General features: G+C 65.0%; 7 protein-coding genes. 2 read left to right on the top strand and 5 right to left on the bottom strand.

Annotation, left to right across the window (positions count from 1 at the left end):
* Positions 1–40: 40 nt before the first annotated feature.
* On the top strand, positions 41–3,733 hold the full coding sequence (locus ABFE16_13220) for a hypothetical protein (protein ID MEN6346254.1): 3,693 nt from the start codon (positions 41–43) through the stop codon (positions 3,731–3,733).
* Between the two features lie 101 nt (positions 3,734–3,834).
* On the opposite strand, the gene ABFE16_13215 is transcribed toward ABFE16_13220, so the two are convergent.
* The 5 genes from ABFE16_13215 to ABFE16_13195 all read right to left on the bottom strand — a co-directional run bounded on the left by ABFE16_13215 (position 3,835) and on the right by ABFE16_13195 (position 9,375).
* On the bottom strand, positions 3,835–5,505 hold the full coding sequence (locus ABFE16_13215) for a DUF6259 domain-containing protein (GenBank protein ID MEN6346253.1): 1,671 nt from the start codon (positions 5,503–5,505) through the stop codon (positions 3,835–3,837).
* A 156-nt stretch (positions 5,506–5,661) separates the two neighbouring features.
* Positions 5,662–6,321, bottom strand: coding sequence for a DUF1559 domain-containing protein (locus tag ABFE16_13210; GenBank protein ID MEN6346252.1), 660 nt, complete (start codon positions 6,319–6,321; stop codon positions 5,662–5,664).
* On the bottom strand, positions 6,314–7,000 hold the full coding sequence (locus ABFE16_13205) for an ABC transporter ATP-binding protein (protein MEN6346251.1): 687 nt from the start codon (positions 6,998–7,000) through the stop codon (positions 6,314–6,316). Before ABFE16_13205 ends, ABFE16_13210 begins: the two co-directional genes overlap by 8 nt.
* Before the next feature lie 2 nt (positions 7,001–7,002).
* Positions 7,003–8,145 (bottom strand): FtsX-like permease family protein, encoded by a 1,143-nt coding sequence (locus ABFE16_13200; protein ID MEN6346250.1) that lies wholly within the window; start codon positions 8,143–8,145, stop codon positions 7,003–7,005.
* A 27-nt stretch (positions 8,146–8,172) separates the two neighbouring features.
* Positions 8,173–9,375 (bottom strand): hypothetical protein, encoded by a 1,203-nt coding sequence (locus ABFE16_13195; protein ID MEN6346249.1) that lies wholly within the window; start codon positions 9,373–9,375, stop codon positions 8,173–8,175.
* A 137-nt stretch (positions 9,376–9,512) separates the two neighbouring features.
* Here ABFE16_13195 and ABFE16_13190 point away from each other — a divergent pair, with 137 nt between their 5' ends.
* Entirely contained in the window at positions 9,513–14,198 is a 4,686-nt protein-coding gene (locus ABFE16_13190) for a PQQ-binding-like beta-propeller repeat protein (protein MEN6346248.1), read from the top strand.
* Positions 14,199–14,366 lie beyond the last annotated feature (168 nt).

Raw genomic sequence — 14,366 nt, 5'->3', positions numbered from 1 at the left:
AGTCCCTCTGCCGCCCCCCACAGCATCTAGGAGGTATGTCATGCAACGTCTTGCCTTACTTGCCGCGCTGATCCTGCTGCCCTGCCTGGCTTTCGCGTGGAATGGCCATCAGGCCACCGCAGGCGACCTGAAGGTTCTCGTCGAGGAGGTCCCGACCGTCACCGAGTTCGAGAAGCCTGTGCCGGTGTTTGTGGCGCTGGAGAACACGGGCAACTCGGAGTTGGTCGGCACTGCGCGGATCGGCGACCTCGTGGACAACACGCGAACCTATGGTGCAGCCAACAAGTCCTGGCGGCTGGGCCCTGCGGGCAAGACCCGACTGGAGTTCGCGGTCCGCTTTGGGACAGGCAGCTACTCGGCGCTGTACCCGGTGCACGTCTACCTGGACTTCACGCAGGGCGGCCAGGCGATGACGGCCCATGCGGTGCGGATCGTCACAACGGCCTTCGCGGCTGCGAACGAGACCTACCCGCAACCGACCGAGATGACCGCAGTAGCGGCTCCGGAGCGCGGGGCACTTCCGCTGTGGACCCTCGGCAAGCAACGGGTGGCCTGGCGCTACTTCGACGGGCCGGTCCAGTACAAACCGAGCGGCTGGCGCGGTAGCGACGCGGTGTCCCGGGCCAGCGTCGACTTCACAACCGTCAACCGAGGCACGAGCAGGCCCGCCATCACCATGCACCCGACCTGGAACCCCGGCGGAGGCAGCGTCTACTGCGACTACCTGCTGCAGCTTCCGGCTACGAAGCCGGTGAAGCTGACCTTCGCCACGGCGCTCCGCGACAGCACCGCGAGCGAGCCCCAGAGCGACGGCGTGCTGTTCCGGGTACTGGCCGGACCTCCACCCGGCACGAGCCTTCAGCCGCTGTATGAGAACTTCCATGCCTCGAAGACCTGGGTGCCTGCGGAAGTGGACCTGAGCCGCTTTGCCGGGCAGCAGGTCCTGCTGCGCCTGGAGAGCCATCCCGGTCCTGCGAAGAACACCTCCTGCGATCAGTGCTACTGGGCAGAGCCGACCGTGGTCGTGGGTGCGATACCGGCTGAGGAGACGCGGCCCTTTGGAGACATTGCGGCGGAGAACGGACAGGTCGGCCAGCGGCTGCTGGCGGGTACCCTTCAGCCTGACGGCCGCCTGACCTTTGTCGTCGGGACCGGCAACTCGCGCTACGCTGTGGTCCTGAGTCCGTCGCGGCGCGGGATGGTTGATGGGGTCGTCACCCTGGTGGGGCGGAACTCCCGGGTCAGCTTCGACGGCTTCGGGGTACAGATCGCCAACCAGAACGCCCTCAAGTGGCCGACCGTCTACAGCTCGCGCGGGTACGAGATTCGACGCGAGAACGGGCGTGCGGTACACGTGCATCATCTGGAGCGCTCGGGCGTGCCGGTGGACCTGACCCTGAGCTTCTGGACCGATGGCGATGGCCTGCGCGTCAAGTTCGACTGCCCGGACCGCATCACGGACTTCGCTCTCGGAGCGGCGGACCAGGAAGCCCCGGCCGTCTACTTCGGGCACGGGTACCGGGTCCTCAAGCCCAGCGCCTTCCGGGCTGGCTTTGGCGGCCACTCCCTGGCGACGAGTCACGTGGGCTTCGACTTCTCCTCCGGACTCTCGGTCCTGCAGGCCTATGATGTTCCTCCGGACTACCTCGAGGTTGATCCGGATGCCCGGCGCTACGCCCTCCATACCCGGGGAAGCGGCATGCTCACCCTGGTGGCAGCGGAGACGGGTGCGATGGATTGCGCACTGCGGTACCGCCCCCTCTACGACAAGAAGCCGGCAGCGGGAGTAGAGAAGCTCGCGGGTCGGTTCTGCTTCGACATCTGGGGTGGCCGCTATGCGGACGTTGCCGACCAGATGGAGAAGATGATCCGCTACGGGCTCACGGACAGCTTCCTGACCAAGCACGTGTGGCAGCGCTGGGGTTACGACTACCGACTACCCGACATCTGGCCTCCCGATCCAAGCCTGGGGACGCTGGAAGACATGAGGCGCATGGGGCAGGTCTGCCGCGATGCCGGCGTTCTCTGGGGCCTGCATGACAACTACATTGACTTCTACCCCGATGCCGCCGACTACACCTACGACGACCTCTGCTTCACGCAGGACGGCAAGCCGATCAAGGCCTGGCTGAACGAAGGACGCGACGCGCAGTCCTATCGCTGGCGGCCGGACCGGATCATGCCCTTCATCGAGCGCAACCTGAAGCTTGTGCGCGACAACGTTGCGCCGACGCACTACTTCCTGGACGTGTTCACCTCGACGGGCTGCTGGGACTACTACGACCACGAGGGCAAGTTCCATCCGAACACGGAGACCCGGCAGAAGTTCGGGGAGGCCTTCGCCTACATCCGGGATACGCTCGGGGACAACGCACCGACGACCTCGGAGGCCGGGCACGATCAGCTCATTGGGTACCTGGATGGCGCGGACGCCCAGCACCTGCGACTGACCAGCGAGCGGGGTGTCCAGAGCACGATCCGGCTGGAGTGCGAGGATTGGGAACGAGTGCCCTGGTACGACGCGGTGAACCACAGCCGGTTCATCCTGCATGGGGTCGGGTACTCCAACCGCTACGAGGGCGGTCTGGGGCGAAGCGACCACGGGATCATGTCCGACGACTACATATCCGATGAGATACTGGTCGGCCATGCGCTGATGGCGGACGCGGGATGCTGGGGAACCGACGCTGTGCGCAAGTACTGGCTGGCGCAGGACGTGGCTCGCGGCCTGGCACTCAAGGACATCGTCGGGTTCGAGTATGCCGCCGGCGACATGCATAGGCAGATCGTGACCTGGAGTGACGGCACCAAGGTCTACGTCAACCGGGGGACAACGGACTGGAGCGTCGAGGGTAGGGTTCTGCCCGGCTACGGGTACCTGGTAAAGGGTCCGGCTGCGACGGGCGGGCTGATGTCGGCGGTGGAGCGGCGTGACGGCGTGTACTCGGAGAGCACTACCGGCCCGAGTGGCTGGTACTGCAACGCCCGGAGCTTCTCGGTGGGCAGCGCGGCGAGAATCGAGCCGCAGGTTGAGAACTTCACCTACCTGGGCGGGAACCAGTTCCGCTGGGACGTTGTGTGGAAGGCCGACGCCCCGGCTCCCAGAAACCTGCGGATCTTCAACCACTTCTACAACGAGTCGGCGGCGCGTAAGGACAAGATCTCCTTCCAGGATGACCATGAACCGGCCACGCCCACGAGTCAGTGGAAGGGCGAGATCCGCTACAGCCGGACTGTCACTGTGCCGGCGGATCAGGCTGCCGGGGAGTACATGGCAGCCCTGGGGATGTACGACTCCATGGGACGTCTGTCGCTGCGCGGACCCTCGGTGCCGATCGCGGACCAGGCAGTATGGGTGGGCACGCTCAAGGTTCAACGCGATGCCGATGGAATCACGGCGATCACCCTCGCGCCGCCAGCGGGTGTCAAGGAGATAGGACCGGAGCGCATGAATCCCGAGGGCAAGGTGCTGGACTTCGGCTTCGCGGTGACGAACGGGGCCTTCCGCGTGCAGAAGGTTGCCACGGGACTGACGGTCACTCCGCTTCCGAACAGCCCGGCCTTCGGTCTCACGCTGCGCCTGTCTGCTCTGGGTTGCCGTGGGATGCAGGTCAAGGGGGCCCAGGCTGTGGATGCCGCCGGAAGCCGTCATGAGGTCCGCTTCAACCAGCAGGGCGACGAAGTGGCCATGGAATGCGACGGTAGCTCCTTCGCCTACGAGATCGCCCTGTAGGCGGTCACCTCAAAGGCAATCGCAAGAGCTCATGTAGCGGGAAGGGGGCAGCGCCTGTGGAAGGCGCTGCCCCCTTGTGTTAGGGCGGAAGCCCTGGGGCCTCAGGATCGGGCCAGGTCAAGGGCACGTCGCACGCCCTCGTTGGGGTTGTCGATCTCCTCGGCGCTGTGGACGACCACGGTCGGAATCGCGCCGTGCTCCTCGTGGATGCGCATCCGCAGCCGCTCGTTCTCGTCCTTCCCCGACAGGCCACTGTAGCCAAAGGTGCGGCAGAGACGTCCCCACAGGAAGTCGTTGAGCGCACAGCCTCCAGTGCGTGCGAGACCCTCGGCGCTGGCATGCCAGCTCTGGAACAGGTGGGCCTGCGCGAAGGACAGCCCCTGCATGGTGATCTCGTTGAGGCCTTCGCCACCCACGGCCAGCCCACCGTCAAGCCCGGCGATCTGCGCGATGATCCGCTTCATTCCCTCGCTGGAGGTGGTGTTCTCGACCAGGCAGTTGTGCAGGTTGTGACTGCAGAGCGTGACGTCGATGAAGACGGTATCGGTCTGCACGTCGCGGACGGCCTGCTGGATGCTCTCGGCGAGAATCGAGCGCCACATGGCGAGACCCGGATGGATCTTCACCATGACCTTGCGGCGGCGGTTCTCGGAGAGCGAGTGGTAGGAGTTGGGCACTCCGAGCACGCCACCGGCGTCCTTGTCCCAGCCCCAGCCGATCAGGCGGCGGGTCTGAACATCGCGGTACTGGAAATCGCGGAGGTAGTGATAGGCCGGGTTCGTGGGGTCCATGTCCACCGAGTTGCAGTGGGGCATGAGGTGGAAGCCCATCTCTTTGGCCTTGGCGAAGACTGCACGCGCCTTCTCGGAGGGCACGTAGGTCGGGTAGTTCTCGTCGTAGGCGTCGGTGCGCCACTGTGAGAAGTGGAGCAGGACCTTGTGGGGATCGAGCTTGCGGGCCAGGGCGTCGAGGATCGCCGGGTCGCCACCGTACCAGGAGAGCGCGAAGCGGATGTCCTTCACCCAGCCCAGGCGTCGGCGCTGCTCCTCGGCGAGACCGTAGGCCTGCCACAGCCAGTCACGGTAGGCGGCGGCAGGGACCTGCCAGTCGCCCTGGTAGACGCCGAGGCGCCACTGAAGGCCGCCGGCGCCGAGGCTGCCATCCAGCGGCCCGTAGGCTTCGGTCTCGAAGCCCAGCACACCAGCCTCGATGTTCAGCGCCTTGTAGCGGTAGTGGTCATCCTCGCAGTGGACCCAGAAGCCGCCCTTGGGGCCCTGGAGGATCGCCAGACCGGCCTCCCAGAACTGTGGCCAGAACCACCGGCGCTGCAGCAAGGGATCGTTCAGGGGGAGCTTGATGCCCTGGAAGAAGGGGGCTACGAGCTCGAGGTCCCGGCGTGGCCCGGGCATGAGCCAGCGGCAGCTCAGGACGCCTGAGCGGGAGGAGTAGGCAGAAGGTTCGACAATCAGGTCGCCGGTCTCGAGGTCCTCGCTGAGGTGCAGCACCCCGTCCGCTTCCCAGCCACTGAACCGGAGCTCAGCGGCATGGCTGGAGAGCTGGTGGCCGGTGATCTGTGCGGCGAGGTTGCCGACCACATCGACCGGCGGCTGGCCGGGATAGAGGAGCTGGAGCGCCGAGCGACTGACGTCGGAGTGGGACAGGTACTCCTCACCGTCGAGCTTGCTGCGGAGCGAGGTGAGAAAACCGTTCTCGATGCAGGCCGTGAGGGTCTTCGTGTCGACAACAACCTTGCGGCCGTCTACGGTGACCATGATTCACGTCCCCCTAACGTGGAGGTTGGCTGTCACCGGGTCCACTTCGCCCCAGACGTGCAGTCACCTCCAGCGCGAGAGACCGCGACGCCGGAGGTGAGCCCTGAGGAGGCGATGGGACAGAGACTGGGTAGTTGCAGGTGTGGGCCGCCGGTGCTACTTGAACACGGCTTTGGCTTCGCCGCCTTGGAACTTCACGTGGCCGTCGAGGTAGCAGATGTTGATGGAGCCGTTGTGGGACTCGTGGATCGTGATCCCGTAGTTGTCCCGCGTCAGCTTGCACCAGCCGTCAGAGAAGAGCCAGCACGAGGGATCCCAGGACTCATCCATAACCCGGGGCGTGTTGCCGGCATTGGAAGGGAGGAAGCCCCAACTGATCCACGTGCTGTAGTTCGACTTGCCGGGGCTGACGGTGTTGGGGACACGGTCGTAGCTGAAGCAGTAGTAGCTGATGTTCCCCGCGGCCATGTTCGCCTCCGTCGGCGCGAAGTCGGGCATCCAGGTGGCGACCCTGTAGACCGACGGGCAGTACATGACCTGCAGGTTCTTGATGTAGGGCCTGATCTGCGCGACCAGACGGGAGTGAGTCGTGCTGCTGTTGCAGGCGTAGTAGTCGCAGGGCAGTATCTCGTCGTAATCCTGGGAGTACATGTGTGCCGCCATGCCGAGTTGGCGAAGGTTCGACAGACACTGGGTGCGCCGCGCCTGCTCCCGGGCACGCGAGAAGACCGGGAAAAGGATCGCCGCCAGGATGGCGATGATGGCGATGACGACCAGCAACTCGATCAGGGTGAAGGCGGCTCGTGCGTTACGCATTAGCTGACCTCAGTTCAGGTACGGCCTCGGCGAGTCTGCCTTCGCGCAAGATAAGCGTCCGTTGTGCGTACTCCTCGACCCACGGTTCGTGAGTGACCACGAGAACCGTGCCCCCGCCCCGGTGGAACTCGGACAGGTACTGCAGAATCTGACGGCCGGTGTCCGGATCCAGGTTCCCCGTTGGCTCGTCGGCAAGAACCAGCTCCGGCTTGTTGATGAGGGCTCGCGCAATGGCTGTGCGCTGGCGCTCACCTGTGCTCAGTTCCGAAGGCCGGTGTTCCAGCCGGGCGCCCATGCCAAACTGCTCAAGCAAGGATGCCGCCCGGTCGCGAGCCCCCGGCTGCGCAACCAGCGACGAGGGCAAGAGCACGTTCTCCAGCACCGTCAGGTAAGGAACCAGGTGGAACATCTGGAACACAAACCCGACATGCGCTGCGCGGAAGCCGGCGCGTTGTTGGGCGCTGAGGGAATACAGGTTCGTCCCGTTGACACTGACGGTGCCGCTTGTGGGGCGGATCATCCCACCGATGGTCAGCAGCAAGGTAGACTTGCCGCTGCCGCTCGGACCTCGAACTGCGACGAACTCCCCCGGGGTGACCTCCAGGGAGACCTCTGACAGGGCTCGAACCTCGCCTCGGTGGGAACGGTAACGCTTGGTAATGCCCTCCAGACGAACCACACTTACTCCTCCAGAAGGGTGACTGCAGGATCCTGGGTCACGGCAACCATGGCGGGGAGGAACCCGGCCAGGGCGGAGATAACACTGGCAGCCACCAGCGAAGAAACCAGCAAGTCGTAGGCTGGCTTGACCTTGGCGAAAGTGAACTTGAAGATGTCAGGCCCGTACTCCAGCGCCAGCCCCGTCCCGATCAGGAATCCTATCGCGGCACCAATCACGCCCATCAGAACGGTCCGGCCAAGGAAGAGAGCCATGATCCGGCCAGAGCCAAAACCGAGGGCACGCAGGATGCCGATCTCCTGGTGCCGGTCCCTGACGTTGAGCAGCGAGAGCAGTCCGACCCACACCGCGCAGACGACCAGGGCGGCTGCCATGATGAACCCGACGTGCTCCTCCACCATCTTCCGTGTCTGCGACCTTGCGGTGGCGATGGAACGGATCTCGGCGACGTAGGAGTCCGGGAGCACGGCTCCCATCTGCTTGCGCAGGTCGTCAAGGGTCGCTCCGGCACACAGACACCCAAGGGCCTGAATCTGGTTGATGCGGTCGGGCATCTTGAGCATTGACTGGACGTCGCGGAGGTTGGCGTAGAGGCGGATGTCCTGCTTGCTGCCGTCCTCTGCGAGGCGCTCGGTGACCTTCAGCTTCTTGCCGAGGACCTCAAGGGTCTGTCCAGATTCTAGCTTGAGCGATCTGGCCAGGGCAGACCCCACCAGACAACTTCCAGGCTTGATCTGGAAGCCCATTGGCGCTTTGGTGGCAGGCGCGTCGATGGCGTGGACCTCGGGCAGGAGACCTGTGAGCAGAACCTCACGTCCGCGCCACTCGATCTTCTTCTCGAGGGTGGCGACGTAGTGGTCTGCCATGATGCCGTGGGTACGTGCGAGGCGCTTGACGTACTCCTCCGGCATGTCACCCTTGACGAAGTCCGTGGCCCAGAAGTCGGCGAGGTCGGTTCCGGCGGGGACGATGAGGAGATTGAAGCCGAGGTTACGCATCAGGCGCTGCGTCTCGGTGTTGGAGGCACGGCCCATGGTGACCAGGGAGACGAAGAGCGTTACTGCGCCGATGACGGCGAGCAAGCCCACAAGGAAACTCAACAGACGATGGCGGATCTCACTGAACATGACTTTGAGCGCGGACATAGGTGGCCCACCCTGTACTCAGTAGCTTCAGACGCACCGCTTGCGACGCAGCCACCACACGAGAGCACCGCCGCCGCCGGCTGCCCCGCCGAGGCCGACAGCGGTGATGGCTGCTACCTTCAGGCCTCGGTTCTCCCACGACGTGGGCGCGGCACCAACTGCGTCCGGGTCATCGCCCTCGGGTGCGCCCTCGCCCTGCCCCGGTTCCGCGGGGAACTCAATGTATCCTCCTCCGGGATTTGGCAAAACGTTCTCATTCGGTTCGGCACCGGGCTCAAGGGTGGTCCATACACCGGACAGGGTACTGCGGGCCTGCGGGCTATCGGGATCGAAACCTAGCGCGTCCCGCGTGGCCTGACGAAGCTTCTCGTCCCACACAAAGGGAACGGACGGCCCGATCAGATAGGCGGGGTCGGAAGTACAAGTGCAGTTCTCGCCCAGCAGACGCAGGAGGTTCCCCACGGAGGAAGCGCTGACCTGATCTCCCTTGAGGACCGGTCCGATGCGCCGGGCCATTCCCCAGACGACCGCGACCTCAGGCAGCGGCGGCTCCTTGTCGGTCATCCCCAGGGACCACCGCACGACGGACTCCACGGGGTCTCCGGCGTAGGTGGTGATCACCCACGGCTGCACCCGGATCTGTGTGCCCATGGGCGTCGTGGTGCCCACGATTGCCTTGCGCGCCTCGGCAACGGCCTTCGTCACCCGCTGGTTCTCGACGGCGTCAGCACCGGGCAGGATGAGGATGGTACACCAGGCGTCGACCAAGTGCTGCGCGAGTTGCTCTCGCACTGGAGAGCGGACGACGCTGCGCACGAAGTCCGTCACCGATTGCTCAGTGATCTGGGTCGTGTCGAAGCCAGGCACGAGGAAGGCCTGGTTGCGAGGAGAGATCAGGACGGGTGCGGGAAGCTTCTGGGGTGCGAGCCTCTCGAAGTGAACCCGCAGAGGGTCTGTCTTGTCGAGGCGTGCAAGGTTGGCGACCTCAGCAACCACGTTGGCCTCGCCCAGTTCACTGCGGGCAGCAGAATCTACCCACACGGGCAGCTTTTCCCGGGAGGGCGTTGTATCGTTAACATAGAATACTAGCCTGTAGGGAGACGGGTCGCGGACAATGAAGCCCGCGTCGCGGATGTCATAGGGACACGCGGTCACCGCGGAGGGAAGTGAAGAGAGAAGTAAGGGCGCGGCGAGTAGGGCGAGCAGGCGGAGAGCGGGACGCAGCGTCATGGCCGACTCCATACCCGGAAGACGACCCCGGGAATTGTGTCATTAGGTTTCACAAGTTGTGAGGACACTATACTACACTCAACCGACAGCATCAACCACTGAGACAGGTTGCAGAGCAGCAACGGAGGCCTCGAACGATGAGAAGGACCACCTATCAAGGACGACTCCCGCTGGTGTCTGTGCTGTGCGTCTGCGCAGCCATCCTGCTCACAGCCTGTGGCTGTGCAGAGAACTGGCCCACCTACATGCGCGACCTTGCACGCAGCGGCGTGTCGGAGGAAGCCCTGACATGGCCGCTGCAGGAGCACTGGACCTTCAAGTCGCCGGTCCCGCCACAGAACGCCTGGGCAGACCCACATCATGAGCCCCTCGAGGGCATGCTCGAACGGCCTCGCCTCAGGTTTGACGACGCCTTCCATGTGGCAGTGGCGGACGGACTGCTCTACTTCGGCTCCTCTGCGGACAACAAGCTGTACTGCGTAGAGGCAGCCACCGGTCGGGTGCGCTGGACCTACTTCACCGGAGGGCCGGTTCGCTTGGCCCCGATGGTCGATAAGGGGCGTGTCTACTTCGGCTCCGACGATGGTTGCGCGTACTGCCTGGATGCGGCGACCGGGGGATTGGTCTGGCGCTGTCAGGGCGGACCGACTGATGAGCGTGTCCTCGGGCATGGCCGGATGATCTCGCTATGGCCGGTTCGGACGAGTGTGGTTGTCGACGACGGCATCGCCTACTTCGCCGCCGGGATCTTCCCAGGGGAGCGCATCTACCTGCACGCCGTGAAGGCCTCTGACGGGTCAAGAGTGTGGCTCAATGACACCCTTTCCGACAGGTCCAGCGGACGAGATGGGTTCTCCCCGCAGGGCTATGCCCTCGCCTCCAAGACCGCTCTGTTCCTGGCTGCCGGTCGCAACATGCCTGCCGCCTTCAGCCGGACTGATGGGAAGTGGCTGTACCAGTCCGGTGGAAACTGGCGTTCCGTGGGGATCGTCGGCGGCACCTACGCGCTTCTGGAGGGCGACAAGCTCTACTCGGGCACGGAGGCCCAGGTCGCGGGTATCGAACAGGCAACAGGGAAGGTCGGGTTCGCCTGGTACCCCGGCAAGCGCCTGGTGGTCACACCGGCTGTCTCCTACATGCTCAAGGACAGTGGCATCAGTGCCCTGGATCGCGTCAAGTACCCGGACCTCAGTCGACTGCGCAAGGGACTTGAGACCAAGCGCAGCAACCTGAGTTCGGCCAGCCCCCGTCCGAAGGACTACCAGGCCCAGCTCAAACAGATCGATGATGACCTGGTGGCAAACCAGAGGGGGATCGACGCCTGCACACTGTTCAACTTCGCCCGCGAGGGCCTGGAGTGCATGATCGTCACCAAGGACGGGATCATCGCCGGCGGTGCCGGCAGCGTGATCGCCCTGGACCGTGCGAAGGGCGCGAAGCTGTGGGAAGCCTCTGTGGATGGCACGGCGAAGGGTCTGGCGGTCTCGGACGGCAAGCTGTTCGTGAGCACCGACACGGGTGTCGTGGAGTGTTTCGCCGTCGGACCTCGACCGGCGCAGGTAGCCCCGGCGCCGGCAACCACCGCGGAGCCCTTCCCCCAGGATGAGATGACGCGGGTCTGCCGGTATGCTGCCAAGAAGATCCTCGACACAACCGGGATCACCCGAGGCTACTGCCTCGTCCTTGGATGCGGCACCGGAAGGCTTGCCTACGAGCTCGCACGCCGCAGTGAGCTCAACGTCTACGCTGTCGACCCGGATCCGGAGAAGGTCGCCGCGGCTCGTGCGACGCTGGACCGTACCGGGATGTACGGGTCGCGCATCACGGTGGACCAGGGCAACCTGGCCTCTCTCCCCTACTCCGGCTACTTCGCCAATCTGGTTGTCTCCGAAGACGCGCTGCTCCGGGGGAAGGTCGACGTGCCCGCCGCGGAGGTGCTGCGGGTTCTGAAGCCCTGCGGCGGCATGGTGTACTTCGGCCAGCCGAAGGTGAGCTCCTCGGCCGTCGCGAGGCTCGATGAGCAAGCCCTCCGGCAATGGGCTGCAGCGCCGGAGTTCACGGGCTGCCGGATCGACGCGGCCGACGGGGTCTGGATGAGCTACCTTCGCGGAGCGCTGCCCGGCGCCGGTGCCTGGACACACCAGTACGGCACTCCGGGCAACACCGCCAGTTCGACTGACACCGCTGTCGAGTGCCCGCTGGGCGTCCTGTGGTATGGCGAGCCGGGTCCGGACAAGGTCCCGAGCCGTCACTCGGGCAACGCCGCGCCGCTGTCCATCAACGGGCGCGTCTACCTGCAGGGCATCGACCGGATCATGTGCTTCGACGCCTACAACGGGCTCATGAACTGGGAGCGGGAGATTCCCGGCGCCTACCGTGTGGGCATGGTCCGCGAGTGCAGTAACCTGGCCGCCGACGACCGCAGCCTGTTCGTCGTTACCAAGGACAAGTGCCTGCGCCTGGACAACCTCACGGGCAACACCGTGGCGACCTACGCCATCCCCAGCGAAGTCCAGGAAGGCAACAACCGCTGGTCCTATGTGGCTGTCGTCAATGGTATCCTCTATGGATCTGCGGCCAGTGCCACCTTGGACAGCAAGGCGCTCTTCGCCATCGACGCGGACAGCGGTGAGACCCGCTGGGTGTACCGCGGCACCAAGATCCGCAACAACGCCATCGCCGTCGATGGTGGGCGGGTGTTCTTCCCCGACGACAGAGCGACGCCGGAGCAGCGCGAAGTCGCCCTGAAGACCCGCATCCAGGAGATCATGGCGCGGGAGAAGGTTGACTCTGCAGCCGCCCTCAAGCTGCTGGGCAACACTGATGTGCGGGTGGTCGTGGCCCTCGATGCAAAGTCGGGCGCTACGGCCTGGGAGAAGCCGGTCGACCTGACCGACTGCGGCATGCACATCCTGTCGCTGATCGCCACGAAGGACGTCCTCGTGTTCTGCGGCGCTCACAGCAATGGCCACTACTGGCCGCAGTTCCTTTCGGGCGAGTACGCTTCCCGACGTGCAACGGTCCTGGCGCAGAAGGACGGCTCACTGCTGTGGAGCAAGGCGATCGGGTACCGCATCCGTCCGCTGGCGATTGGTGACATGCTGGTCGCCGAGCCCTGGGCCTTCGACCTGCACACCGGCGAGCAGAAGATGCGTGAGAACCCGGTAACCGGGCGATCCTCGATCTGGGAGTTCGAGCGCCCGGGTCACCACTGTGGCACGATCTCGGGGTGTCCGAACGCTCTGCTGTTCCGGTCTTACTGCATGGGCTACTACGACCTCGCCTCCGAGCGCGGGACCGAACACTTCGCTGGTCAGCGTCCCGGATGCTGGATCAACATGATCCCCGCCAACGGGCTCGTGGTCGTTCCGGAGGCCAGTTCCGGCTGCCTGTGTCTCTTCTCCATCCACTGCACGACCGTCCTGGCACCCCGCAAGCAGGAGAAGGCCTGGGGCATGTACAGCGACCGTGCGCCGACGACGCCCGTGAAGCACCTGTCGGTGAACCTCGGTGGCCCCGGCGACCGGACCGACGACAAGGGCAAGCTGTGGCTGTCCTTCCCGCGCCCGAGCGGTCGGATGCAACTGGCGCTGGGAATGTCGGTGAGCGGCCTCGCCGGTGGCGGCTACTTCAGCAAGTCGGCGGACACCTTCCAGGCTTCGGGCACCGACTCCCCGTGGGTGTACTCCTCGGGCTATGCGGGCCTGTCGAAGTGCAATCTGACGCTGGTGAAGCCCGAGGACGGTGCGGCGGTCTACACCGTGCGCCTGGGGTTTGTCGACACGGAGAGCACGAAGCGCGGCCAGCGTGTCTTTGACATCAAGCTCCAGGGGAAGACCGTGGCGCAGAACTTCGACCTCTACGCCACGGCGGGCGGGCCGAACCGGGTCGTGACGAAGGAGTTCCGCGGCATCGAGGTCTCCGGTGACCTGGCGCTCGAGTTCGTCCCGAAGACTCAGGGCAGCCCCGCGCAGGCGCCGTTGCTGAACTGCCTGGAGATCGAGCGCGAGCGGGTGGTTCAGATGGGGATGGTCCTTCCGACCGCCACAGTCAGCGACCTGGAGCCCACTGCTTCGGGCGTTGTGACCCTTGGCAACAGCACGGACCGCGACTTCGATGGTGTGCTGCGTCTGACGACGTCGGAGGGCATCTCGGTGACGCCGGCGCAAGTGCCGGTGAAGGTTGCCCGCGACCAGACGGTGACGGTCCCGGTGCAGATCAAGGTCGGGAGTAGGGGGCCGAAGGCCGACAAGGCACTCAACGCGGAACTGGTCTGGGCCGACGGGCGCCAGGAGACCAAAGGAAGCAGTCGCGTGGAGTACCTGGGCAACCGAGGGCGCATCACGATCAAGGCCAGCGGTGATGCCTACGTGAGCGCCGGCAGCCCGAGCACCAACTTCGGGCAGGCCGCGAACCTGCTCGTGGACGGCGGGAACAACGTGATGGAGGACGAGAGCTACAACATCACCTACATCAAGTTCCCGATCAGCATCCCGGGCAAGCCGGTGTCGGTCACCTTCCGCTTGCGCGGTGCGGCGTCCGAGGCGGCTGAGAGCAACGACTCGGGACGCATCTACCTCGTCACGGAGCCGTGGGATGAGAACAAGATCACCTTCGCCAACCGACCGAAGCCGGGGAAAGAGATCGCGGTTCTCGGACGCGTCGGTCGGGATGTGTGGGAGTCGCGGAAGCTGAACGTTGACCTGACCGGCCTAACCGAGCTCGGCATCGTGATCGTGCCCACCACGACGGACGGCGCCTCCTACGTGTCCAAGGAGGGCATCCTGGCGCCGGAGTTGGTCGTGGAGTACGACGCCGAGTAACCGCCGCGCTCTTCGAGTCTGCGGGACCCCTTTGGTCCTGATGAGCGCACCAATCCAGGCGATCCTCTCCGACCCGCCAGGGCATCCCGGCGGGTCGGAGCCTTACTGCCTGCGCTGCCGATCGGCCTCCAGCATCTCCCGGGCCACATCGAGGGCGGTCTTGCCGGT

This window comes from Armatimonadia bacterium (assembly GCA_039679385.1).
Lineage (GTDB): Bacteria > Armatimonadota > Zipacnadia > Zipacnadales > JABUFB01 > JAJFTQ01.
The sequence above is the reverse complement of the archived record's forward strand: the minus strand, read 5'-3'. Positions and strand labels throughout refer to the sequence as shown.

Coding starts and splice junctions, on each gene's coding strand:
- ABFE16_13190 (MEN6346248.1), top strand. CDS start 9,513: ATGAGAAGGACCACCTATCAAGGACGACTCCCGCTGGTGTCTGTGCTG.
- ABFE16_13200 (MEN6346250.1), bottom strand. CDS start 8,145: ATGTCCGCGCTCAAAGTCATGTTCAGTGAGATCCGCCATCGTCTGTTG.
- ABFE16_13195 (MEN6346249.1), bottom strand. CDS start 9,375: ATGACGCTGCGTCCCGCTCTCCGCCTGCTCGCCCTACTCGCCGCGCCC.
- ABFE16_13210 (MEN6346252.1), bottom strand. CDS start 6,321: ATGCGTAACGCACGAGCCGCCTTCACCCTGATCGAGTTGCTGGTCGTC.
- ABFE16_13220 (MEN6346254.1), top strand. CDS start 41: ATGCAACGTCTTGCCTTACTTGCCGCGCTGATCCTGCTGCCCTGCCTG.
- ABFE16_13215 (MEN6346253.1), bottom strand. CDS start 5,505: ATGGTCACCGTAGACGGCCGCAAGGTTGTTGTCGACACGAAGACCCTC.